Annotated in this window: 24 protein-coding genes and 1 tRNA gene; 15 read left to right on the top strand and 10 right to left on the bottom strand. The window is 67.7% G+C overall.

What is annotated here, in order from left to right; all coding sequences use genetic code 11:
• Nucleotides 1-18: 18 nt before the first annotated feature.
• The 4 genes from D452_RS0112325 to D452_RS29640 form a co-directional block, all read right to left on the bottom strand.
• Nucleotides 19-312 (bottom strand): lactococcin 972 family bacteriocin, encoded by a 294-nt coding sequence (locus D452_RS0112325; protein ID WP_017544454.1) that lies wholly within the window; start codon nucleotides 310-312, stop codon nucleotides 19-21.
• 20 nt (nucleotides 313-332) lie between these two features.
• Nucleotides 333-635: a lactococcin 972 family bacteriocin gene (locus tag D452_RS0112330; RefSeq protein ID WP_026129229.1), complete on the bottom strand. Its 303-nt coding sequence runs from the start codon at nucleotides 633-635 to the stop codon at nucleotides 333-335.
• Between the two features lie 8 nt (nucleotides 636-643).
• Complete coding sequence (locus D452_RS0112335; RefSeq protein WP_017544456.1) at nucleotides 644-937, bottom strand: lactococcin 972 family bacteriocin; 294 nt, start codon at nucleotides 935-937, stop codon at nucleotides 644-646.
• Between the two features lie 425 nt (nucleotides 938-1,362).
• The gene (locus D452_RS29640) at nucleotides 1,363-2,640 is read right to left on the bottom strand and encodes a trypsin-like serine protease (RefSeq protein ID WP_083927512.1); all 1,278 of its coding nucleotides are present in this window, start codon (nucleotides 2,638-2,640) and stop codon (nucleotides 1,363-1,365) included.
• 212 nt (nucleotides 2,641-2,852) lie between these two features.
• Between D452_RS29640 and D452_RS0112345 the strand changes: the two genes are divergently transcribed.
• Genes D452_RS0112345 through D452_RS0112360 form a run of 4 tightly spaced genes read left to right on the top strand, consistent with a single transcriptional unit; the run spans nucleotide 2,853 to nucleotide 4,326 of the window.
• Nucleotides 2,853-3,272: a MarR family winged helix-turn-helix transcriptional regulator gene (locus D452_RS0112345; protein ID WP_017544458.1), complete on the top strand. Its 420-nt coding sequence runs from the start codon at nucleotides 2,853-2,855 to the stop codon at nucleotides 3,270-3,272.
• Nucleotides 3,273-3,293: 21 nt separating this feature from the next.
• Nucleotides 3,294-3,737, top strand: a complete 444-nt coding sequence (locus D452_RS0112350) for a membrane protein (RefSeq protein ID WP_026129230.1) — start codon at nucleotides 3,294-3,296, stop codon at nucleotides 3,735-3,737.
• The gene (locus D452_RS0112355) at nucleotides 3,734-4,000 is read left to right on the top strand and encodes a hypothetical protein (protein ID WP_017544460.1); all 267 of its coding nucleotides are present in this window, start codon (nucleotides 3,734-3,736) and stop codon (nucleotides 3,998-4,000) included. The genes D452_RS0112350 and D452_RS0112355 overlap by 4 nt, the downstream gene beginning before the upstream one ends.
• On the top strand, nucleotides 3,997-4,326 hold the full coding sequence (locus tag D452_RS0112360) for a rhodanese-like domain-containing protein (protein WP_017544461.1): 330 nt from the start codon (nucleotides 3,997-3,999) through the stop codon (nucleotides 4,324-4,326). Before D452_RS0112355 ends, D452_RS0112360 begins: the two co-directional genes overlap by 4 nt.
• A gap of 16 nt (nucleotides 4,327-4,342) precedes the next feature.
• Here the strand turns inward: D452_RS0112360 and D452_RS0112365 are convergent, their stop codons facing one another.
• Both D452_RS0112365 and D452_RS0112370 read right to left on the bottom strand, forming a co-directional pair.
• Complete coding sequence (locus D452_RS0112365) at nucleotides 4,343-4,648, bottom strand: hypothetical protein (protein WP_017544462.1); 306 nt, start codon at nucleotides 4,646-4,648, stop codon at nucleotides 4,343-4,345.
• 143 nt (nucleotides 4,649-4,791) lie between these two features.
• Entirely contained in the window at nucleotides 4,792-5,412 is a 621-nt protein-coding gene (locus D452_RS0112370; protein ID WP_026129231.1) for a TetR/AcrR family transcriptional regulator, read from the bottom strand.
• 112 nt (nucleotides 5,413-5,524) lie between these two features.
• Between D452_RS0112370 and D452_RS0112375 the strand changes: the two genes are divergently transcribed.
• A complete protein-coding gene (locus D452_RS0112375) occupies nucleotides 5,525-6,325 on the top strand; it encodes a siderophore-interacting protein (RefSeq protein WP_017544465.1) in 801 nt (266 codons plus the stop codon).
• A 136-nt stretch (nucleotides 6,326-6,461) separates the two neighbouring features.
• Here the strand turns inward: D452_RS0112375 and D452_RS0112380 are convergent.
• Nucleotides 6,462-6,532: transfer RNA gene (locus tag D452_RS0112380), tRNA-Gly, on the bottom strand.
• Nucleotides 6,533-6,654: 122 nt separating this feature from the next.
• On the opposite strand from D452_RS0112380, the gene dcd reads away from it, so the two are divergent.
• The 5 genes from dcd (at nucleotide 6,655) to D452_RS0112405 (ending at nucleotide 11,928) form a co-directional block, all read left to right on the top strand.
• Nucleotides 6,655-7,239 (top strand): dCTP deaminase, encoded by a 585-nt coding sequence (gene dcd, locus D452_RS0112385; protein ID WP_017544466.1) that lies wholly within the window; start codon nucleotides 6,655-6,657, stop codon nucleotides 7,237-7,239.
• Nucleotides 7,240-7,640: 401 nt separating this feature from the next.
• Entirely contained in the window at nucleotides 7,641-8,666 is a 1,026-nt protein-coding gene (locus tag D452_RS0112390) for a quaternary amine ABC transporter ATP-binding protein (RefSeq protein ID WP_193374230.1), read from the top strand.
• A complete protein-coding gene (locus D452_RS0112395) occupies nucleotides 8,663-9,886 on the top strand; it encodes an ABC transporter permease (RefSeq protein ID WP_017544468.1) in 1,224 nt (407 codons plus the stop codon). The genes D452_RS0112390 and D452_RS0112395 overlap by 4 nt, the downstream gene beginning before the upstream one ends.
• Before the next feature lie 40 nt (nucleotides 9,887-9,926).
• Complete coding sequence (locus D452_RS0112400; protein ID WP_017544469.1) at nucleotides 9,927-10,880, top strand: glycine betaine ABC transporter substrate-binding protein; 954 nt, start codon at nucleotides 9,927-9,929, stop codon at nucleotides 10,878-10,880.
• Between the two features lie 130 nt (nucleotides 10,881-11,010).
• Complete coding sequence (locus D452_RS0112405) at nucleotides 11,011-11,928, top strand: glycine betaine ABC transporter substrate-binding protein (protein ID WP_017544470.1); 918 nt, start codon at nucleotides 11,011-11,013, stop codon at nucleotides 11,926-11,928.
• A gap of 87 nt (nucleotides 11,929-12,015) precedes the next feature.
• Here the strand turns inward: D452_RS0112405 and D452_RS0112410 are convergent, their stop codons facing one another.
• A complete protein-coding gene (locus tag D452_RS0112410; protein ID WP_017544471.1) occupies nucleotides 12,016-12,630 on the bottom strand; it encodes a rhomboid family intramembrane serine protease in 615 nt (204 codons plus the stop codon).
• Nucleotides 12,631-12,765: 135 nt separating this feature from the next.
• Nucleotides 12,766-13,239: a hypothetical protein gene (locus D452_RS0112415; protein WP_017544472.1), complete on the bottom strand. Its 474-nt coding sequence runs from the start codon at nucleotides 13,237-13,239 to the stop codon at nucleotides 12,766-12,768.
• Nucleotides 13,240-13,901: 662 nt separating this feature from the next.
• On the opposite strand from D452_RS0112415, the gene D452_RS0112420 reads away from it, so the two are divergent.
• The 5 genes from D452_RS0112420 to dacB all read left to right on the top strand — a co-directional run bounded on the left by D452_RS0112420 (nucleotide 13,902) and on the right by dacB (nucleotide 21,566).
• On the top strand, nucleotides 13,902-15,608 hold the full coding sequence (locus tag D452_RS0112420; RefSeq protein ID WP_017544473.1) for an ABC transporter family substrate-binding protein: 1,707 nt from the start codon (nucleotides 13,902-13,904) through the stop codon (nucleotides 15,606-15,608).
• An 82-nt stretch (nucleotides 15,609-15,690) separates the two neighbouring features.
• Nucleotides 15,691-16,701, top strand: coding sequence for an ABC transporter permease (locus D452_RS0112425; RefSeq protein WP_017544474.1), 1,011 nt, complete (start codon nucleotides 15,691-15,693; stop codon nucleotides 16,699-16,701).
• The gene (locus D452_RS0112430) at nucleotides 16,694-17,620 is read left to right on the top strand and encodes an ABC transporter permease (protein WP_017544475.1); all 927 of its coding nucleotides are present in this window, start codon (nucleotides 16,694-16,696) and stop codon (nucleotides 17,618-17,620) included. The genes D452_RS0112425 and D452_RS0112430 overlap by 8 nt, the downstream gene beginning before the upstream one ends.
• Nucleotides 17,617-19,833, top strand: a complete 2,217-nt coding sequence (locus D452_RS0112435; protein ID WP_017544476.1) for an ABC transporter ATP-binding protein — start codon at nucleotides 17,617-17,619, stop codon at nucleotides 19,831-19,833. Before D452_RS0112430 ends, D452_RS0112435 begins: the two co-directional genes overlap by 4 nt.
• A 167-nt stretch (nucleotides 19,834-20,000) precedes the next feature.
• On the top strand, nucleotides 20,001-21,566 hold the full coding sequence (dacB, locus tag D452_RS0112440) for a D-alanyl-D-alanine carboxypeptidase/D-alanyl-D-alanine endopeptidase (RefSeq protein WP_017544477.1): 1,566 nt from the start codon (nucleotides 20,001-20,003) through the stop codon (nucleotides 21,564-21,566).
• Nucleotides 21,567-21,918: 352 nt separating this feature from the next.
• Here the strand turns inward: dacB and D452_RS0112445 are convergent, their stop codons facing one another.
• Entirely contained in the window at nucleotides 21,919-22,803 is an 885-nt protein-coding gene (locus D452_RS0112445; RefSeq protein WP_017544478.1) for an immunity 49 family protein, read from the bottom strand.
• Between the last annotated feature and the right edge of the window lie 3 nt (nucleotides 22,804-22,806).

Raw genomic sequence — 22,806 nt, forward strand, 5'->3', positions numbered from 1 at the left:
CGGGGTCCCGGGACTGGGTCAGCAGCCGTTGCGCCAGTACTGCTGGTTGTTGGCCATGGCCCGCGAGGCCTCGGCTCTGGCCCAGAAACCAGCCGAGGCGTTGACCCGCTCGGTGTGGGTGCCCACGGCGGTGGCTCCGTGGCAGTTCTTCGGGTGGTGGTAGTGGGACCGGACGAATCCCTGTCCAGGGATTCCGGTGAGGCTGCGTTCCCACACCCCGCCGCCGACGCGGGAGGTCTGGGCGAGGGCGGTGCCGGTGGTGATGACGAGGACGGTGACCACGGTGGCGGACAGACGGAGGAGGGCTTTCATCGAGGGCTCCCTGCCGGGGTCTAGCAGTCGTTGCGCCAGTAGCTCTGGTTGTTGCCGTTGGCACGCGGCGCGTTGGCCCGGGCCCACTGCCCGGGGTTCCTGTTCACTCGGACGGTGCGCGTTCCCACCGCGGTGGCCCCGTGGCAGGCGGATCCGTGGAGGTAATGGGAGTAGACCTCGCCCGATCCGGGAACTCCGGTGATGCCCCAGAGCCATTCACCGCCGCCCACATAGGAATGCGTTGCCAGGGCTGCCGTTCCGCCGCCCAGGGCGATCACGACGGCGGTGAGGAAGGTGGCGAATACACGGGAAATGGACTTCACGGTGGCCCCTAGCAGCCGTTGCGGTAGTAGGACTGGTTGTTGGTCCAGGCCTTGGGGGCGCTGGCGTAGGAGGTGTGGCCTGGGGCGGTGTTCCTGGAACGGTCGGTGTAGGTGCCCACGGCGGTCGACCCGTGGCAGTTCTGGGCGTGGTGGTAGTTCGAGTACACGGAGGAGATCGTGACTCCGTGGTGCCAGGTGCCGCCGCCCACGCGGGTGCCCGCGAGGGCCGCACCCGCGGCTCCGGCGGTCACCCCCACGACGACGAGGGCGACGACGATTCCTTGGTTGACGGTATTCCGCATTCGAGAACCCCGGTCCGATTGTTCTCCGTGTCGTTACCCCGAAACGGGGGAGCGGCGGAGGAGAGTGGCAACATCAAGAATTCGCAGTTGAGTGGGCGGGACGTTCCACCCCTCTGAAATCCAGTACTACCGCGCCCTTTTGGGTATTTCTCTAGTGTGGCCGGATGTGGACACGATCCAGACGCATGGTCGGATCCGGGGTAATGGCGGTCGCGAATCGGTATTCTGGGGAATTGTTCTTTTTGTTCCTAGCGACGCCGCCTGTGGCGCTCACTCGCCTCCCGTAACAGGGCGAGGGGTGACAGTCGACCATGACCGGCTGGCCTTCCCCGCCCGGTCCGAGTCGACTACCTGTTTGTCCACAACCTGTGGACAGAGCACGGGAGGCCCCGACCCCCTGTGGGGTCGGGGCCTCCTTCTGGGAGTCAGCCCTGCTCGGGCGCTGAGACCAGGGCCTGGAGCGTGGTCGGTCCGACCTCGCCGTCCGCGTGGAGCCCGGCCTGCTCCTGGAAGTCCACGACGGCCTCATGCGTGGCTTCGCCGAAGACGCCCGGCTCGGGGCTGTGGGTCCGGTAGCCGTCGCCGCTGAGGTCGTGGCCGAGCTTCTCCGCCAGAGCGGTCTGCACGGCGCCGACCGCGTGGCTCTCGTCGCCCAGGACGACGCTGCCCGCCTCCTCGGCCAGGAACTCCCAGCTGCGGGAGTCCAGGATGCCCGTGACCTTCAGGTCGGTGGCCTGCTGGTAGTCGAGCAGGGCCTCCACTGTGGCCTCGTCGAACCGGTCGTCCAGGACCTCACCGGGCTCGAAGGAGCCCTCGTCGGCCAGCAGTCGCTTGGCGACCTCGATGTTCCACCCCATCTCACCCTGCTTGTACTCGGGCCACTCCGCGTCCTCCGACACCGTGGACACCGTGGTGGCGATCCAGTCCGCGTGCGCCACCGGGTCGGTGAGGACCATCGGGCCCACGCACAGCGGGTTCTCGTCGAAGTCGCCGTCACGGCTCACGACGCCGACCAGTTCCCAGTTCCCCTCTTCCCCGCGGACCAGGGGGCCGCCGGAGTCGGAGATGCACATCTGCGCCTCGTCCGTGGGGTGCTCCGAGCAGAGGTCGCTCCCAGGGTCCATCTCCGCGCAGCGATCGGGGGAGACGACCTCGGTGTCCAGCTGCTGGAGGGTGTCCGGCTTGCCCTCCTCCCCGAACTCGTCGAGCATCCCCCAGCCCAGGCCGCGCACAGCGGAACCCGGGGCGGCGGACTCGGCGCCGACGGCGACGGGGGTCTCCTCGACGGGGGAGTCCAGTTTGAGCAGCGCGACGTCGTTGCGCAGCAGGTACTGCGAAAGCGGGTAGTCGGGGTCGGCACTGACGTCCTCCACCTCGTACTCGGGGTGGAGGACGACATCGACGACCCCGCGCTCGCTTCCGCCCTCGTTCAGGTCGGTGCTGCCCACCCGCACGGTGAGCTGTTCGGGGTCGGTGCAGTGGCCCGCGGTGAGCACCCACTGGTCGTCGACCAGCGCGCCCCCGCACAGGTGCTCGCCGCTGTCGTCGTACAGGGCGGCCATGAACTCGTACCCCTCGGTGGCGTCGTCACCACCGATGATCGCGCTCGCCGGGGCCGCCAGGGCGGTCGCCCCCAGGAACGCTCCCACCCCCAGCACGCCCGCGATCGTCGCGCCCCGTCGGCTCCTGCGGCTGTCAGCCATGCCAGACCTTCCGTCCCGTGTTGCGGCTCGCTGTCACCCCAAACCTAGGAACCAGGGGCGTTCCGGACATCGGCCGCGAGGACCAAACACCCCTCCGACGATGGTCGGACATGTCGCGGGGGAGGGGGCCAGAAGGTGTAGAGGCCACGGACGCCAAAGGCGGGTGCCGGTCTCTTCCCTGGGCAAGCGAGCGGCGCCGTTAGCCTGTTCGCATGCCGGAACAGCCTCCCTTCAGCCCCACAGTCGCCCTGCTGACGGTGGGCCGGGTGTGGGAGGCCGCCTTCAACGCGGCCTTGAAACCACTCGGACTGACCACGCGCAAGTACGGATTGCTGGGACACGTTCGGGGAACGCCGGGCATCTCGTTCAGCGAGCTCGCCCGCCGGTCGAGGATCACCGTGCAGAGCGCCCACTCGGCGGTGGCCGCCTTCGTCGCGGCGGGCCTCGTCGACGACGGGACCGCCCAGGCGGGGGCCGCGTCGAAACTGCGGGTCACCGCCGAGGGTGAGGCGCTCCTCGCCCGTGCGGCCGAGGTGGTGGCCAGGCTGGACGAAGAGTTCGCCATCGAGTACCCGGAACTGACCGAGGCGCTGCGCCTCGGCATGGCGAGGGCGGTGGCGGGCCCCGAATAACCTTCAGCTAGCCTGAAGGTTATGGAAGCACTACTTCTGTCCGTCCATGTCGTGGCGGGCATTCTCTTCGTCGGTCCCGTGGCCGTGGCCACGAGCCTCTTTCCCCGCTACGCGCCCGTCACCGACGCCGCCCAGATCGAACGCGGCCCCGAGACGGCCCGCCTGCTGCACCGGATCACGCGGGTCTACGGCGCCCTCGCACTCGTGGTTCCGGTCGTCGGTCTGGTACTCGCCATCGTCCAGGGCAGGACCACAGAGATCTGGATCGTCGTCGCGATGGTGCTCACGGCGGTCGCGGGGGCCCTGCTCGTGCTCCAGATCAGCCCTCGCCAGCGCGACGCGCTCGCCTCACCCGACGACGGTACCCAGCTCCGCCGCCTCAGCATGGTGGTCGGTGTCTTCAACCTGCTCTGGGTGGTCGTCGTGGTGCTCATGATCGTGCGCCCGGGATCGGACTACTCATGAACGGGCTGCTCCGCACCCTGGCCGTGCTTTCGGCGCTCGAACTCGTCAGCGGCCTCGCGCTGCTGCTCAACCTGGTCACCGTGCACGACGACACGGTCTCGAGCGTGCTCGGACCGACCCATGGCGCGCTCTACCTCGCGGTCGCGGTCACCGCGCTCCTCGGCCGGGGCCTCACCACACGGACCCGGATCGGCGCGGTGATCCCGTTCCTGAGCGGACCCCTCACCGTGGTCAACGTACGCAGGGAGGCACGAGCCGCGTGAGCCTCCGTCATCACCTGCGCCGACCGCCGTCCGTCACCGCCGCAGAGGCGGTCCGGCTTGTCGAGGAGGGCGCGCTCGTCGTGGACGTGCGCCGTGAGTTCGAGTGGAACCGGGCGCACATCCCGGGTGCCGTCCACATGCCGCTCGAACACCTGAGGGAGCGCGGTCACGAACTGCCCGAGGAGCGTCTCCTCATCACCTTCTGCACCGGTGGAATCCGGTCCGCCGGTGCGGCCAACCTCCTGGTGGAGTACGGCTTCGACGCCGTCAACATGAGTCGGGGACTCGTCGAGTGGCGCGCCGCGGGCGGGCCGCTCAGTCAGTGACCGGGGCCCGTTTCGCTCATCCGGTCGGCAGACGGGAACCAAGGGTCAGCCCGAGCCCCTCGGCGCCGGGTTCGACCGCGCTGACGGCCCATGCCCGCTCGTCGAGGCGGGTTCCCTTCGTGGTCGAGTAACCCCCCACCACGAGGATCCAGGATCGGCCGTCCTCCCGCAGGAGTCGGGCGGTCGAAAGGGAGTCGTCGGAGAACACCACGGGGAACGACTCGGGAAGCCGGGCGAGGTCCTCGGCGTCGGTCTCCACGAAGACGCGGGCCCCGGGGAACAGGTGGCTGTACCCCGCGAAGGCGGTGGTCGCTGAGCGCATGCGCGTCCCCTGAGACGGTGGGCAGGGCCTGATGTGACCACACTTCCAGAACCCCGGCCCAGTGCCCGGCCCCGTCCCCGCGTGTCCTCGGCTGCACTCCGACACGCGGGCCGTTCCAGGTCAGGCGGTGTCCCCGTGAGCGGTCACTGATCGCCGCGCAGGTAACGCGTCACCATGTCCACCAGCTCGTTCTCGAACGTCTCGACCGGTTCGCCCTTCAAGTCGGCCATGCGCCTGTGCGTGTTCATCTCCACCGTGGTCACGATCAGCGCGGCCGCGGTGTCGAGGTCCCGCACGCGGACGTCCGGATGCCGGGCGAGAAGTTCGCGTACCTGACTGACCCGCAATCTTTCGTGCCGGTCGATCGTGTCGAGCACTTCCTGTGAGAACGACGCCTCCTCGATCATGATCCGCAGCAGCTGCGGATCGTCGCGGTGGTTGTCGATCGCATCGCGGACCAGTGCCCGGACGATCGTCTCCAGACCGCCGGCGGACAGATCGAGCTGATCCGCCTGGGCCCACCTGCCACGTTCCATGTGCCGAACCAACAGCTCGGCGAGGATGGCGTCCTTGTTCGGGAAGTACTGGTAGAGCGAGCCGATGGAGACCCGGGCGCGTTCCGCGATGCGGTTGGTCGTGCCGGCGGCGTAGCCGTGCTCGGCGAAAACATGAGCAGCGGCGGTGAGGATGCGCTCGTGGGTGAGCGCGGCGCGCACCTGGACGGGCTTGCGACGTGGTTGAAGACGACGATCGGCGGGTGGCATCCGAAGGTCTCCCTTGGGGTGTGAAAAGCGAGTAGTCAAAGAGATGAGCTATTGCTCATAATAGGGCCATGAACTGCGAAGACATGATCCTCATCGACTTCGGCGGCGCGCTGTGATCCCCAGGGTGGCCCTGCCCGAGTCGCGCACGATGATCACGCTGGAGGTGCGTCGCCGGGAGTTCCTCACACCGGGGTTCGCGAGCGTGACCTTTGGCGGCCCAGCCGTGCGGGACCTGACCGTCGTCGGCAACGACCAGGCGGTTCGTCTGTTCTTCCCCCGCGAAGGACAGACGGCGTTGAGGATGCCGACCCTCTCGAACGAGGCCTGGATGGCCCAGCTGCTGGTGATGCCGAAGTCGGTCCGCCCATGGGTCCGCAACATGACGGTCCGGCGCGTGCGGCCCGCGGACGACGAGATCGACATCGAGTTCGCCCTCCACGGCGACTCACCCATGTCGGCCTGGGTGCGCCGGGTCGGGCCAGGTGACCAGGCCGGAATCTTCGACATCGGCACGACGTACCGGCTACCGGAGCACGCGGAGGGGCAGTTGCTGGTCGGCGACGAAACCGCGCTGCCCGCCATCCTGTCGATCCTCGACGGAACGCCTCCGTCGCTGCCCACGGAGGTCTACCTGGAAGTGGCCTCCGCGTCCGAGATTCGGCCCGTCGAGGCTCCCGCCGGCGTCCGCGTCCACTGGCTCCGCCGGGACGCCGGAGACCTGCGGCCGGGCACCTTGGCGCTGGACGCGGTGCGTAGGGCGTCGCTGCCCTCCGGGCGCTTCTACACGTGGGTCGCGGGAGAGTCCGGCATGGCCACGACGGTGCGCCGCCACCTGGTCAACGATCGTGGCGTGCCCAAACGTGACATCTCGTTCGTCGGCTACTGGCGTCAGGGTCGGTCCGCCCCCGGCTGAGGACCTCGTCGACCAAGCAAACCGGTTGGACGCCCTGAGCCGACCGACGACGGTGGAAGAGGTCGGGACACCTTCCACGCGAAAACGGCCCCTGGCCGCGAACTCGGTTCGCGACCAGAGGCCGTCTTTCGTACGGAGCGGATGACGGGAATCGAACCCGCGCTATCAGCTTGGGAAGCTGAAGTTCTGCCATTGAACTACATCCGCGTCGGATCGCCCGGAGGCTGACCAACGCTCGCCATCCTAGCCCACCTCTGGGCCCGGTAGGCAAGTCGGCGGGGTGTCGAGTGCGGCCCACGGCCCGTTCTCGCAGGCGGTAGGTTCGGAGCGTGCTGCTCTCCGATCGCGATATCAGGTCAGAAATCGACTCCGGGCGGGTCCGGATCGATCCCTTCGAACCCTCTCTTGTCCAGCCGTCGAGTATCGACGTCCGCCTCGACCGGTTCTTCCGGGTCTTCGAGAACCACAAGTACCCCCACATCGACCCCTCGGTGGAGCAGCCGGACCTCACCCGGCTCGTCGAGACCGACGGGGAGGAGGCGTTCATCCTCCACCCGGGCGAGTTCGTGCTGGCTTCCACCTACGAGGTGGTGAGCCTCCCCGACGACATCGCGAGCCGGCTGGAGGGCAAGAGTTCCCTGGGGCGGCTGGGGCTGTTGACTCACTCCACCGCAGGGTTCATCGACCCCGGGTTCTCCGGGCACGTCACCTTGGAGCTCTCCAACGTGGCCACCCTCCCGATCAAGCTCTACCCGGGCATGAAGATCGGCCAGCTGTGCATGTTCAGGCTGACCTCGCCTTCTGAGCGTCCGTACGGTTCCGCGGCCTACGGATCCCGCTACCAGGGGCAGCGCGGGCCCACGCCGTCGAGGTCGCACCAGAACTTCGCGCGGACCCGGATCGTCGAGGGGTAGGGCCCGCTCTGGGCACAGAGAGGCCCTTACGTTACGGTTATGTACTGACACGTTCTGTCGTATTTGGCGCTTGTCGCGCAATTGTGATCCAAGTCGCCCCCGTCTGGGTGGTGGCATAGATCACATATAGGTGCTTTGTGGCGTCGGCAACCCGTGCCACAGGTCGACGGACGGGTTTTATGGCGGTTAAACATGTTATCTGGTAGTGACATGCCGCCTGAACTGTGCGTTCATATCTCGGTAAGGTGGCGCCCCGACGTGAACCAGGTAGTGGTTACGCCCGATTCGGGTGCGCACGAGGGGGCTCTGCGCGGACCGGCTACCTGAAGTAACCGCAGGCCGAGCGCGGGGTAACACGCCCCGCTCGGCCTCGCGACAGGGACAGCCCCTTAGAGGAGACCGTGCCAGTAGTACGCGCAGACCACCTGTACAAGGTGTTCGGTAGACAGTCGAAGGCGGCCGTCGAACGGCTCGCCGACGGCAGCCACCGCGACACCATCGCCGACCTCGACGTGACCGCTGCCGTCATCGACGTGTCCTTCGAGGTCCAACCCGGCGAGATCTTCGTCGTCATGGGCCTGTCCGGATCGGGTAAATCCACCCTGATCCGGATGCTCAACGGACTTCTCGACTCCACGGCCGGATCAGTCGAGATCGACGGCGTGGACATCACCACGCTCAGCAGGAAGAACCTGCTCAAGCTCAGGGGCGAGAAGATCAGCATGGTCTTCCAGCACTTCGCCCTGCTTCCCCACCGGACGGTGCTGGAGAACGCCGCCTACGGGCTGGAGCTGCGCGGGTTCTCCCGCGCCGAGCGCTTCGCCAAGGCCAAGGAGACCCTCGCCCTCGTGGGGCTCGAGGGCTGGGAGGACAAGCTCCCCCAGCAGCTCTCCGGCGGCATGCAGCAGCGTGTGGGCCTGGCCCGCGCCCTCGCCGCCGACACCGACATCATCCTGATGGACGAGGCCTTCAGCGCGCTCGACCCGCTGATCCGCCGCGACATGCAGACGCAGCTCTTGGAGCTCCAGGAGACGCTGGGCAAGACGATCATCTTCATCACCCACGACCTCAACGAGGCCATGCGCCTCGGCGACCGGATCTGCGTGCTCCGCGACGGACGCGTGGCCCAGATCGGCGAGGCCTCGGAGATCCTCAACGCGCCCGCGAACGAGTACGTCGAGCGCTTCGTGGAGGACGTCGACCGCAGCCGTGTGCTGACGGCGGCCGAGGCGCTCGCGGACGTTCCCGTCGACGCCGCGGCCCCGCAGGTCACCGCTGACACCCTCGTCGCGGACCTGTACACCAGCGTCGCCACTGAGAACAGCCTCCGGGTGGTCTCGGGCGACGGCGAGGTGCTGGGCATGGTCACCCGGGAGTCGGTGCTCGCCGCTTTGGTCCAGAGTGACAACGCGGAGGTGGCCAGGTGACCCCCGTCAACTTCCCTCCGTCCCTTCCCATCGGTGACGGCTTCGAGGCGTTCAACTCCTGGCTGAAGAGCCACTTCGGGTTGTTCTTCGACCTCACCGGCGACTTCATCCGCTGGGCCGTCTCCGTCCTGGCCGGGTTCTTCGTCGAGCCGGCGGCCGGACAGCTCGCGTTCATCGCCGCCGTGATCATCGCGGTCCCGCTGGTGCGCTCGCGCCGGATCCCGCTGCTCGCCATCGTCGTGGTGGTCTCGCTCCTCTACATCGCCGAGGCGCAGTTCGCCCTGGTGACGGGCTTCATCAACAGCGTTCCGGGGCTCTTCGTCTGGGCCATGAACCTGTTCGACACGAACGTCGAGCCCACCTTCGTCGTCTCGCTGGTCTTCCTGATCGCGACGGCGGGCCTGGGCCTGGTCGACCGCGCCAACCGCGTGCGCACGGGAATCGTCGCCGGTGGCTGGCTCGCGCTGGTGCTGCTGGGCTGGCTGATCCTGCCCATGCTGGTCACCAACCCGATGTCCCTGCTGATGATCCTGCTGCTGAGCCTGCTCGCGCTCTCGGTGGCGGGCTGGCGCCTGGGCGTCTTCGCGCTGATCGCCCTGACCGTCGTGGCCTCCGTCGGCCAGTGGTCCAACGCCATGGACACCCTGGGTCTGGTGCTGGTGGCCAGCCTCATCGCGGTGGTCATCGCGATCCCGATCGGCATCCTGGCCGCCTACAACGAGTTCGTCAGCAAGGTCGCCAAGCCGGTCCTGGACCTGATGCAGACGCTCCCGGCGTTCGTCTACCTGATCCCGGCGATCTTCTTCTTCTCCATCGGTGCGGTGCCCGGTGTGGTCGCGACCATCGTGTTCGCGATGCCGCCCGGCGTGCGCCTGACCGAACTCGGCATCCGGCAGATCGACAAGGAGCTCGTCGAGGCGGGTGAGGCCTTCGGTGCGCCCAAGCGCAAGATCCTCACCGGCATCCAGCTCCCGCTCGCCCTGCCGACGATCATGGCGGGCGTCAACCAGGTGATCATGCTGGGCCTGTCCATGGTCGTCATCGCGGGCATGGTCGGCGCGGGCGGGCTCGGCAGCCAGGTCTACCAGGGCATCACCCGCAACGACGGCGCGCTCGGTTTCGAGGCCGGCATCGCGGTGGTCATCCTGGCGATCTTCCTGGACCGCCTGACCGCCGCCGTCACCCGCAAGAGTCCCCAGGCCAGGGTCAGTTCGTCCTGACAACGGTTTTTTCGCAGCAGTCCTGATGGAAGGAATCCAGATGTACAGCCGTAAGCGCATGATGGCCCTGGCCGCGGCCGGTATGAGCGGGGTGCTCCTGTTGACCGCCTGTGGCGGCAACGGCGAGGACCTCACCGGTGGCTCCGGCGAGGACCAGAACGGCGGTTCGGGCACGGGTGACGACCTCCAGGACGTCAACATCGCGCTGATCGCCTGGGAAGAGGCGATCGCGGTCACCCACATGTGGGAGGCCATCCTGGACGAGAAGGGCTACAACGTCGAGGTCACCGACGTCGACGTGGCCCCGATGTACCAGGGCGCCGCCAACGGCGACGTGGACCTGTTCCTCGACACCTGGCTCCCCGCCACGCACCAGCAGTACTGGGACGACTACGGGGACCAGCTGGAGGACCTCGGCTCCTGGTACGACAACGCGATCCTGACGCTGACCGTCCCCGAGTACATGGAGGACGTCAACTCGATCCCCGACCTCCTCGACCACGCGGACGAGCTGGACAACCGCATCGTCGGCATCGACCCGGGCGCGGGGCTCACCGACACCACCCAGAACTCCGCCATGCCGGGTTACGGGCTGGACGACGAGTTCGAGCTGGTCACCTCCTCCGGCGCGGCGATGCTCGCGGAGCTGGACTCGGCGATCGCCGACGAGGAGCCCATCGTCGTCACCCTGTGGCGTCCGCACCCGGCCTACGCCAAGCACGACCTGAAGGACCTCGAGGACCCCGAGGGCCTGATGGGCGACGCCGAGACGATCCACGCGGTCGGCCGTGACGGCTTCGCCAACGACTACCCGCAGCTCGCCTCCTGGCTCGAGGGCTGGGACATGAGCGACGACGAGCTCGCCACCCTGGAGGCGCTGACCGTCGGTGACGACGTCGACGACCCCGACGCCGGTGCCCGCGAGTGGCTCGCCGACAACCCCGAGTTCCTGGAGCGCACCCTGGGCGACGACGCCGAGGGCCTGAACTTCTAGAACCCAGAGTGTGTTCCCTGTCACGGGGAGTGCCGAATGTCCCCTTTCATGGGGTAGACATACGATGACGGCCGCCTTCACGAGCGTGGGGGCGGCCTTCGTCTGCGCGAGGTTGCGAGGGAGCTTGGACATGAAGAGGCGAGGGACGGGACTGGCCGCCGCGGGTCTGAGCGGTGTGCTCCTGCTGTCCGCCTGCTCCGGGGAGTCGGGCTCCGGCGCCCCGGACGACGGCGACGACCTCCGGGAGGTCAACATCGCGTTGATCGCCTGGGAGGAGGCGGTGGCCGTCACCCACATGTGGGAGGCGGTCCTGGAGGAGAAGGGTTACGACGTCACCGTCACCGAGGTCGACGTCGCCCCGGCTTTCCAGGGGGTGGCCGACGGTGAGCTCGACCTCTACCTCGACATGTGGCTTCCGGTCACCCACCACGAGTACATGGAGCAGCACCGGGACAGCATCGAGAGCCTGGGCTCCTGGTACGACAACGCCGTCCTCACGCTGACGGTCCCGGAATACATGGAGGACGTGCGGGAGATCGACGACCTCCCCGCACGCGCGGAGGACCTCGGCGGCACCATCGTCGGCATCGAGCCGGGCGCGGGCCTGACCCAGGTCACCCGTGACCAGGCCATGCCCCTGTACGGGCTGGAGGAGGACTTCGAACTGGAGACCTCCTCGGGCGGGGAGATGATGCGGCGTCTGGACGAGGCGATCATGGAGGAACGGCCGATCGTCGTGACCCTGTGGCGTCCGCACCCGGCCTACGCCCAGTACGAGCTGCGGGACCTGGAGGACCCGCAGGGCGGGATGGGCGGCACCGAGGGGCTGCACTCGATCGGGCGCGCGGGGTTCTCCGAGGACTACCCGGAGCTGGCCGAGTGGATGCGCAACTGGACCATGGACGACGAGGAGCTGGCCTCCCTGGAGGCGCTCACGGTCGGTCCCGGTGTCACCGACCCCGCGGCCGGAGCGCGTCAGTGGCTCGCCCAGAACCCGCTGTTCCTGGAGCGCACGCTGATGGACGACGCCGAGGGGCTGGAGTTCTGACCCGGACGACGCGGATGGTCCGGACGTGACGACGGGGCCGCCTCCCGGAGGGGAGACGGCCCCGTGGTGTGTTCGGTGGCCGTGGGCTCAGGGGGCGTAGTAGCCGCCCTGGGCGCCGCCGATGCTCCCCTGGTTGGCCTGGCCCGGCTTGTCGCGCCGGGGCAGCGCGTAGGCGGACAGGAGCCCGCCGAGGAAGCCGAACAGGTGCGCCTGCCAGGAGACGCCGGGGTGCTGGGGCAGGACCCCCCAGATCATCGTTCCGTAGAAGATGACCACGCAGATCATGATGACGATGTCGACGGTCCGGCGTTCGATGATGCCGCGTAGCACCGTGTAGCCGAAGTAGCCGAAGACCAGCCCGCTGGCACCCACCGTCACGACGTGTGAGGGGGTGAACAGCCACACGCCGACACCGCTGACGACGGCGACGATCAGTGTGGTGAGCAGGAACCGGCCCAGGCCGCTGAAGGCGACGAGGGCTCCGAGCACCAGGAACGGCAGTGAGTTACCGATCAGGTGGGCGAAGTTGCCGTGCATGAAGGGCGCGGTCAGCACGGTCCAGGGCGCGTCGGGATTGCCCGCCTGGATACCGAACTGCCGGTCGAGGTGTCCCCCGAGCGGGGTGTCGATGATCTCGAAGACCCACATGGCCGCGAGCATGCCCGCGACGGTCAGGATGGCGGTGATTCTGGACTGCTTCACCCCATCGAGACTAGATGAAGCAGGCTTGCGTCGGTATGTTCCTGGGGCGCGTGTGGGCGAAATGATCTGTTGTGTTCACAGATGACTGCTCTGTCGCGGCCGTTCGGAGGAGGGCCGGTGGCGTGCCCGGCGGCCTCAGGAGGTCAGGGAGCGCTTGCGCGGCGGGATGCCCGCGACCGCCATGAACGCCTCCACCTTGGCCGGGTTGGTCATTCCGGTCAGCGGCAGGTAGGTGCGTGAGGTCCGGCGGCTCTTCAGCGAGGGGAAGCGTTTGGGGCGCCCGGTGTGGTCGCACAGGCCCAGGGAGCGGATACGACCGGGAAGCACGTAGTAGGAGCCGATGTCGATGAACGGCACCCGGACGACGTAACCGCCGCGCTCGTAGCGGAACTCGTCCTCGGAGACCTCCAGCACCGGTGCCTTGATCCGGTGTCCGTCGAACGCCGAGGCGGCGCCGAGGAGCGCGAGGATGACGCCGAGCACGATGTTGGCCCAGTGCCCGGGGTCGACGGCCACGACCACGACGCCCAGAGTGAGCAGAGTGTAACCACCCCACAGCTCCACGTACTTGCGGCCGACGGGGCAGACCAGGCGGACCGGTTCGGACACGGCGGATGCCTCTCTCGCTGGGCGGGGCGCTGAGGATGACGGAAGTCGTCAGTGGGAACCCTATCCGCTTCGCGGGTGCGGGCATCTCGGTTTCGGTCAGCTCGCCTGTGGGGTTCAGGACAGGCGCAAGGAAGTTTCGTCCCCTGTGTCGCATTCCTTGAAGTGGTGATCGGGTTGCCCCATGAATCTCCACCAGATTCTCGGAGGGGCATGGCAGGGGAGAACGATGCCTTCCTGTGTATGTATTGAGCTATATGTGAAGTTATGGGCTGTTTGTCCTGTTCTCTCTCGGTAGTTGCGTGCTTCGAGGCGGTAGTTAAACGTCGTTTACGTTTGTGCTTTTGCAGTGGAACGCCTTCGTTGACCCCGAATGCTTTTCCGGTGTGTCCGAATCCCGCCGTCCTGGACTCCGGTGGCCGGTGTCCGCTTGACCTGGCATGATGTGAGGATGTCCTGGTTGTTACCGGTGTATTGGGAGTTCGTGACTCGATTGGGTGCTCATGAGCGCGGGCCGGTTGCGGATGGGTCACGAAACCGGCATTGGGGCTATACAGACATTTCCCTTAATGGTCTTCTAATCGACTAATCGCCTAGTTTTGGTGGGTTGTGCCCTGCGGGCACCAACCCGTGGCCTGTTCGCATGAGTGATCAAGGGTGTGACTATGTTCAAGCGCCGAAAGACGTTGGCACTCGCCGCCGCGGCGACGTCAGCGGTCATGGTGGCCAGCGGCTGTGGAGGAGGGGGTGACGGTGGTGGCGACGGCGGCACCAAGGAGGTCACCTGGGTCATCAACAGCCTCCCCGGCGCCTGGCAGGCCACCAGCCTCGCGGGCGGAAGCGTCTACGTCGTCCAGATGCTGTCCGGCGTGCTCCCCTACACCGGTCAGTGGCAGCCGGACGCGACGTACGAGTACGACATGGACGTCCTCGCTGAGGAGCCCGAGCTCATCAACGACGACCCCGACGAGGGTCCGTTCGAGTGGTCCATCACCCTCGCCGAGGACGCCGTCTGGAGCGACGGCGAGCCGATGACCGGTGAGGACCTGCGCGTCTCCTGGATGCTCGGTACCTCCCCGGACGAGGGCTACTGCGGCGGGTGCGACCCCCGCGCCGCCGCGAGCTTCGACAAGGTCGACAACGTCGAGGCCGACGGCAAGACGGCCACCTTCCAGCTGAAGGAGGGGCTGGCCGACCCTGAGTGGATGGGGCTGTTCGACGCCCACAGCCAGGCCGGCGGCTTCCTGCCCGCGCACCTCGCCGAGGAGAACGGCTGGGACGTCGACGACGCGGACGAGCTGGGCGAGTACTACGCCTGGCTGCACTCCGAGCGTCCCGAGTGGTCCGGCGGCCCGTACATGATCACTGCCGGCGACCTGGAGAACGAGGTCGTCAAGGAGCCGAACCCCAACTGGTTCGGTGAGGCGCCCGCGCTCGACAAGATCACCATGCCGTACAACACCGACGAGGGCACCTTCGTGAACGCCTTCGTCAACAACGAGATCGACGGTGGCAACCCCGCCGACTACAGCGAGGACGTCATCCTCCAGCTGGAGGACGTCGCCAACGCCGACGTGACCGTCGCCGAGGGCGCCACCTGGGAGCACGTCGACCTCAACCTGAAGAACGAGACGCTCCAGGACGTCGAGCTGCGCCGCGCCATCTTCACCGCGATCGACCGCGACGACATCGCCAACCGCAACTTCGGCGCCGGCTACCCGGACTACGAGCTGAAGAACAACCACGTCTTCGGCAGCGACAGCCCCTACTTCGTCGACCACTTCGAGGGCGAGACGCAGGGCACCGGTGACATCGACGAGGCCAAGACCATCCTCGAGGAGGCCGGTTACGAGCTCGACGGCGACACCCTCACCCTCGACGGCGACGAGATCGGTCCGTTCCGCCTGCGCAGCACCGACTCGACCGTCCGCAACACCTCGGTCCAGCTCATCCAGGCCCAGCTCTCCGAGATCGGCATCACGACCAACATCGAGATGACCGACGACCTCGGCGGAATGCTCGCGGCGACGGAGTACGACATCGTCCAGTACGGCTGGTCCGGCTCCCCGTACTTCACCAGCAACCCGGACCAGTTCTGGCACTCCGAGAGCGGCAGCAACTTCGGCGGCTACGCCAACGACGAGGTCGACGATCTGGCCGGCCTGGTGGCCAACGCCCCCGACCTGGACACTGCCGCCGAGCACGCCAACGCGGCCATGGAGATCGTGGTCCCGGAGGCCTACGTCCTCCCGATCATGGCGGAGCCGAACTACTTCTTCGCCAACTCCGACCGCCTCGTGAACGTTCACGACAACCTTCAGTCCAGCTACCGAGCCACCTACAACATCGGTGAGTGGGACGTCGCCAGCTAGTCCGGCGCACCCCCCAGGTCCGCCCCCGGGACACCCTCCCGGGGCCGGACCGGTCCTCGTCCACCCCTGAAGGATCACTCCCATGCTCGTTTACACGATGCGGCGCATCCTGGGCGCGCTACCCGTCCTGGTCCTCGCATCCATCCTCACCTTCGTGATGATCGACGTCACCGGTGACCCGCTCGCCGACATCCGGATGGCCCAGCCACCGCCCACAGAGGAAGTCCTGCAACAGGCGGAGGAGCGGCTCTACCTCGACCGCTCCATGCCGGAGCGGTACTGGCTGTGGGTGACCGGAATCGGCGGAAACGGCGACATCGGACTGCTCCAGGGGGAGTTCGGCCCCTCCACCCAGGGCCCCCACTACGACATCGGCGCGGCCATCGCCGAACGCCTGTGGACCACGCTGCGCCTGGTGGGCGCGGCCATGATCTTCGCCCTCGGCCTGGCGATCATCACCGGTGTGGTCAGTGCCCTGCGCCAGTACTCCAAACTCGACTACACCCTCACCTTCGTCGGCTTCCTCGCCCTGGCGCTGCCGACCTTCTGGTTCGCGGGCATCATGCAGGCGGCGGGGGTCAAGTTCAACCAGTTGGTGGGCGACCAGGTCTTCGCCACCATCGGCGACGGGCGTTTCAGAGCCGAGGGTGCGCCGTTGTGGGACCAGTTCCTCAACGCCTTCGCGCACATGGCGCTGCCCACGATCGTGCTCATGCTGATCAGCTTCGCGTCGTGGAGCCGCTACCAGCGCACCTCGATGCTGGAGGTGATGAACAGCGACTACGTCCGGCTGGCCCGGGCCAAGGGCCTGCGCAACCACACGGTCATCAGGCGTCACGCGCTGCGCACCGCGCTCATCCCGCTGACCACCGTGGTGGCGATCGGCGTCGCGGGCGTCATCGACGGGGCCATCCTCACCGAGGTGGTCTTCCAGTGGCGCGGTCTGGGCGACTTCTTCATCACCGCGGTGGACAACAACGACTCCTTCGCGCTGATGGGGTGGCTGCTGCTCAGCGGCACCATCGTCATCCTGGCCAACCTTGTCGCCGACCTGCTGTACGCCGTGCTGGACCCGAGGATTCGCTATGAGTGAGAACGGCATGTCGAAGAGCGCGCGCCGTGACCCGGCGAAGAAGCGGAAGAAGAGCAGCGCCGACCAGACCCAGCTCCAGACCATCCTGATCCGGTTCACCCGACACCGGCCCGCGATGATCAGCCTGGTCCTCCTGGGGATCATCGCCCTGTTCGCGTTCGTCGGACCCTTCTTCTGGACCTGGGACCACACGGTCTACCGCGAGATCCCCAGCAACCAGCCTCCGTCCGGAGTGCACCCCCTGGGCACCTCGGCCGCCGGACACGACGTCCTCGGCCAGCTCATGCGCGGCGCCCAGCAGACGTTGAAGGTCGCCTTCACCGTCTCACTGCTGTCGACGGCGGTCGGCTCCGTGTGGGGCGCCACCGCCGGTTACTACGGCGGCCGGGTGGACGCGTTCATGATGCGCGTCGTGGACATCTTCCTGATCGTGCCCCTGCTCGTGGCCGCCGCGGCCATCGCGGGCAACAGCGGGGCCGGGACCTCGTGGTCCGCGATCGCGCTGATCATCTCGATCTTCTCGTGGGCCACCATCGCGCGTGTGGTGCGCGGCGTGGTCCTGTCCCTGCGGGAACAGGAGTTCGTGGAGGCGGCCCGCGCTTCGGGCGCCTCGGCGCCGTGGATCATCCTCCGGCACCTGCTGCCCAACGCGGCCGGGCCGATCATCGTCGCCGCCACCCTGCTGGTGGCGGTGGCCATCCTCGCCGAGGCGGGCATGTCCTTCCTCGGACTGGGCATCCAGCTGCCCGACATCTCGCTCGGCCAGATGATCGGCAGCGCGCGCACGGCGGTGTCCACGCGGCCGTGGCTGTTCTATCCGCCCGGTGTGCTGCTGGTGCTGATCTGTCTGACGATCAACTTCATCGGTGACGGCCTCCGGGACGCCCTCGACCCACGACAGACCAGGGTGCGGCGATGACGACTGAGTACGAGAACAAGGAACACACCGCCGTGGCGGACACCGACGACGTGGTGCTGGAGGTCAGCGATCTCAGCGTCACCTTCCCCTCCGACGACGGCCCGCTGCCCGCGGTCCGACAGGTCTCCTACAAGGTGCGCCGGGGCGAGGCCCTGGGCATCGTGGGGGAGTCGGGATCGGGCAAGTCCGTGACCTCCATGGCGATCATGGGCCTGCTGCCCAGGAACGCGCGCGTGGAGGGCTCGGCCCGGTTGCTGGGCCAGGAGATCATCGGGCTCAACGACAAGCAGATCAGCGAGGTCCGGGGGCAGAGGATCGCGATGATCTTCCAGGACCCGCTGACCTCGCTCAACCCCGTGTACACGATCGGCTACCAGATCGCCGAGGCGGTGCTCGCCCACCGGAAGGTGGGCAAGAAGGTCGCCATGGCGCGGGCGCTGGAGCTCCTGGAGATCGTGGGCATCCCGTCACCCGAGCAGCGGCTCAGGCAGTACCCGCACGAGCTGTCCGGCGGTATGCGCCAGCGGGTGGTGATCGCGATCGCGATGGCCAACGACCCGGACGTGATCATCGCGGACGAGCCCACCACGGCGCTCGACGTGACCGTCCAGGCGCAGGTGCTGGACGCCCTCCAGAGGGCCCGTGAGGAGACCGGGGCCGCCCTGGTGCTCATCACCCACGACCTCGGTGTGGTGGCCGGCCAGGTCGACCGGGTGGGCGTGATGTACGCGGGCCGGATCGTGGAGATGGGGTCGGTGGAGGAGGTCTTCTACCGGCCGCGCATGCCCTACGCGCTGGGGCTGCTCGGGTCGCTGCCGCGACTGGACGGCGACCGCGGCGACCGGCTCACCCCCATCCTCGGGGCCCCGCCCTCGCTGCGGGACCTGCCCGGGGGCTGCGGGTTCGCGCCGCGCTGCCCCATGGCCAGGGAACGCTGCCACGAGGAGGAGCCCCGGCTGCTGCTCATCGAGAACGGGCCGCAGGAGGGCGAGGCGACCGCGCACACCGCCGCCTGCCACTTCAGCGAGGAACTCGTGGACGCGGAGGCGAGCGACCTCTTCCGGTCCACCTCCGTGGACACCGAGGGGCTGGGGTCCGTCGCCGAGATGGAGGCGGCGGAGGCCCACGTGGCCGAGGCCCGCGAGGGATACCTGGGGGAGCTCGGTGCGGAGGCCGACCGTGAGGTGGCCGCCAAGGCGGAGCCCGAGGTCCTGCTCACCGCCACCGACCTGGTCAAACACTTCCCGATCCGCTCCAAGGGGCTGATGCGGCGCAGGGTGGGCGAGGTGCAGGCGGTCTCCGGGATCTCGCTGGACCTGCGGGAGAGGGAGACCCTCGCGCTCGTGGGTGAGTCCGGCTGCGGCAAGTCCACCACGGCGCGCCTGCTGCTGAACCTGATCAAGCTCACCTCGGGCGAGGTCTCCTACATGGGTCAGCCGCTCCAGGACCTCTCCGACCGCAGGATGCGGCCGCTGCGCAAGGACCTCCAGCTGGTGTTCCAGGACCCCTTCGCGTCCCTGGACCCGCGCATGACGGTCTCGGACATCATCGCCGAGCCCATGCGCATCCACGGGAGCGGGCACCGGGACGCCCGGAAGCGGGTGTCCGAACTCCTCGAACTCGTGGGGCTCAACCCCGAGCACGGCTCGCGGTACCCGCACGAGTTCTCCGGAGGCCAGCGTCAGCGCATCGGCGTGGCCCGGGCGCTGTCGCTCAACCCCAGGGTGCTGGTGCTCGACGAACCGGTCTCGGCGCTGGACGTGTCCATCCAGGCGGGCGTGATCAACCTGCTGGAGGACCTCCAGGACGAGCTGGGGCTGTCCTACCTGTTCGTTTCGCACGACCTCTCGGTGGTCAAGCACATCGCCGACCGCGTGGCCGTGATGTACCTCGGCAAGATGGTGGAGACGGCCACCACGGACCAGCTGTTCAGCGCGCCCGCGCACCCGTACACGCAGGCGCTGATCTCGGCGATCCCGCTGCCGGACCCCGTCAAGGAGCGGACCCGGGAGCGGATCACCGTCACGGGTGACATCCCGAGCCCGGCCAACCCGCCCTCGGGCTGCCGGTTCCGGACCCGCTGCCCGAAGTTCGCCAACGAGCTCTCGGACGCCGAGCGCGCCAGGTGCGTGGAGGAGCCGCCGGAGCTGAAGGACCGGGGCACCGGTCACCGGGACGCCTGCCACTACTCGAAGGCGATCGAACTCATCTAGGTGCCGCACACGGGGCGGGTCGGGGACTCCGGCCCGCCCCGTACGTGTCTGGGCCCATTTGAGACGCCCCTTTTGCCATCGAACCGCCGGTGGCGTCATGGCGTGGACGGAAAGCGTCGGTTACGTTCTCCTGGCATGCTCCCGATCGGTACTTCCGGAGGAGACACATGACCCCCGCAACCCCCCGCCGTTGGCTGGCCGCACTGGCCGTGGCCCCGCTGGTGGCCCTCACCCCCGTCGCGCCGTCGTGGGCCGACACCGCCGAGCGGGCCGACGACCTGCGCACCGACCTCGACGCGATCCTCGCGGACCCCGCGCTGGAGGGCGCGACCTCCGGTGTGGTGGTGACCGACGCCGACTCCGGCCAGACGCTCTACTCGCGGGACGCGGACACCCAGCTGCTGCCCGCCTCGAACATGAAGATCTTCACGGCCGCCGCCGCGCTGGAGGCGCTGGGAGGCGAGCACACCTTCGCCACCGAGGCCGTGGTGGAACGCCGCCCCGGGCGCGGTGACGTACCGGAGCTGTACCTGGTCGGCGGCGGTGACCCGACCCTGAACGCCGAGGACCTCGACTCCCTCGCCTCGGACGTGGCCGCCTCCGGGGTGACCTCCGTGGGCGACGTGTTCGCCGACGACTCGTGGTTCGACGACCAGCGCCTCGTGGACGACTGGTGGCCCGAGGACGAGGCGTACGCCTACTCGGCGCAGATCTCCGCGCTCACGGTGGCCCACGGCGAGCGCTACGACACCGGCGTGACCGAGGTGACCGTCACCGCCGCCTCCGCGGGCGATCCCGTCGACGTGGACCTGGGCGCCGCAGAGGGCTACGTCGAACTCGACAACCAGGCCGTCACCGCCCCCGCCGGGGAGGGCACCGGCATCACGGTCGGCCGTCCGGTGGGCACCAACACCATCAGTGTCACCGGGTCGCTGTCGGTGAACGCCGGACCGGTGGTGGCCGTGCGCACCGTGGACGAACCCGCCGGGTTGGCCGGGCACCTGTTCGCGCGGGCCCTTGAGGAGAACGGGGTGGCCGTGAAGGGCGAGGTCGCCCAGGGCGAGGTGCCCGCCGAGTGGCACCGGCCCAGGGTGGTGGGGAAGCACACCTCCATGCCGCTGAACGAGGTCCTGGTCCCGCTCATGAAGTTCAGCAACAACGGGCACACGGAGATGCTGACCAAGACCCTCGGGCGCGAGTTCCGGGGTGAGGGCTCGTGGGAGGCGGGACTGTCCGCCCAGGAGGCCGCGCTACAGCAGGCGGGCGTGGACACCTCGGACCTGGTCCTCACCGACGGCTCCGGGCTTTCCCGGGGTAACCGTGTCACCGCGAACACCGTCGTCGACCTGCTCGACAGCGCCAAGGACGCCGCCTGGTACGAGGAGTGGCACCACTCGCTGCCGGTGGCGGGCGACAGCGACCCGTTCGTCGGGGGCACGCTGGCCAACCGGATGCGCGGCACCGCAGCCGAGGGGGCGGCGCAGGCCAAGACCGGCACGATGACGGGGGTGAGCGCCCTGTCGGGCTACGTGCAGGGCCCGGACGGCGCCGAGCTGTACTTCAGCATCGTCAACAACGAACACACGGGCGGCGCGCCCACCGGGGTGCAGGACGCCGTGGTGGTCAGGCTGGCCGAGTACGTGGGTAACCAGGCGGGGTCGGGCACGGTCGCCCTGCGCGGCGGCGCCACGGATGGCGGAGCGGTGGAGTGCTCGTGGGAGCTGACCTGCTGATCCCGATCCGTCAGAGCTGAGGGGAGGGGCCCACGGGGGAGGAAGCCCGTGGGCCCCTCCCGTGTTCGGAGTGCGTTGAGCCGGTGTGGATGTCATTCGTTCCTGTAGCCGAACGGCTGTACCTGTAGCTCCATCGAACCGATCTCCGATCTCAGTTGTTTGAGATTCCCGAGATGGCTGAAGGCCCTGGGCCTCCCGCATCAGTCTTCGTCCAGCCTGAGGATGCCTTCGCGTAGCCATCCGGGAGTTCAGTTGCACGCCTCTGATTGACGCAAAGGTGCGGGTGTTGCTGCACGTCCCGCATCCATGAGGACGGTAGGTCGGCTCGAATGGCTCCTAGCTTCAACCGAACCTAGATGGGGAACTCCCCGATCCAGTCCCGTTCGAGGATGTGCTTAGGCAAGTATCCGGACTCCACGTCGAAACGGAAGTTGGGGTCGACCAGGGCGGTGTCATATCCCCAGCAAGCAAGAGCGAACAGACCGAGTGGAACGCCCCCGTCAGTCTTCTCAGCCCGTTCGGGGGTCGCGGTGTGGAATGACCGGAAGAGCTCCAGGCCCAAGGCCAAAGATTCATTGAAATTTTCGCTGTTCCGTCGGACCAGATGCATGAAGGTGTCCATCGGCGGAAAAACCAGCTTGTTCAGAGTCTCGCCATTGCCAAAGCCATCGGGACGGGCCGGATCTGACAGCTCCATCGCCTCAGAGAGGTGATCGAAGAGGCCGGGGCGATTCAAGACGAAGGCCTGAAGGGCTGAGATCCAGGGATAAATGTGTGGACTGTACGTCGTACCTCTGCTCTCGCCCGCCGAGCGCAACACATCCACCGGGATCTCGCACAGGGATTCGTACCGGGTCTTGTCGCGGCACGTCACCGCTAGGAAGAAGGCCGTCAACCAGTTTCCGGCGCTGGTGAAGTAGTCGGCTTCTACGGTCGTCAGAACACGCTCTTCGCCGTTGATGATTCGAGTGATCTGTCTCCCAGGTTCACCACTCGAAACCGCCAGCGCAGCCTCGCTCATCTGCATCCAGTTGACCCAGGCCTCCCAAGTCTCCAACCGGTCCGCGTCCGTGTCCATGGCAATGCAGACCTTGGTCTGAAATTTGACACCATTCAGGGGGCCGCCCGCATCAAAAGGTGAATCGATCAGCCACTGAACGTAGAACTTCCGCTCCTCGGGAACCTCATCGATGAAGTTCGCGTAGTTTGGATTGCTGATGTCATGGCGCTCAACCATGTA

This window comes from Nocardiopsis prasina DSM 43845 (assembly GCF_000341265.1).
Taxonomy (GTDB): Bacteria; Actinomycetota; Actinomycetes; order Streptosporangiales; family Streptosporangiaceae; genus Nocardiopsis; species Nocardiopsis prasina.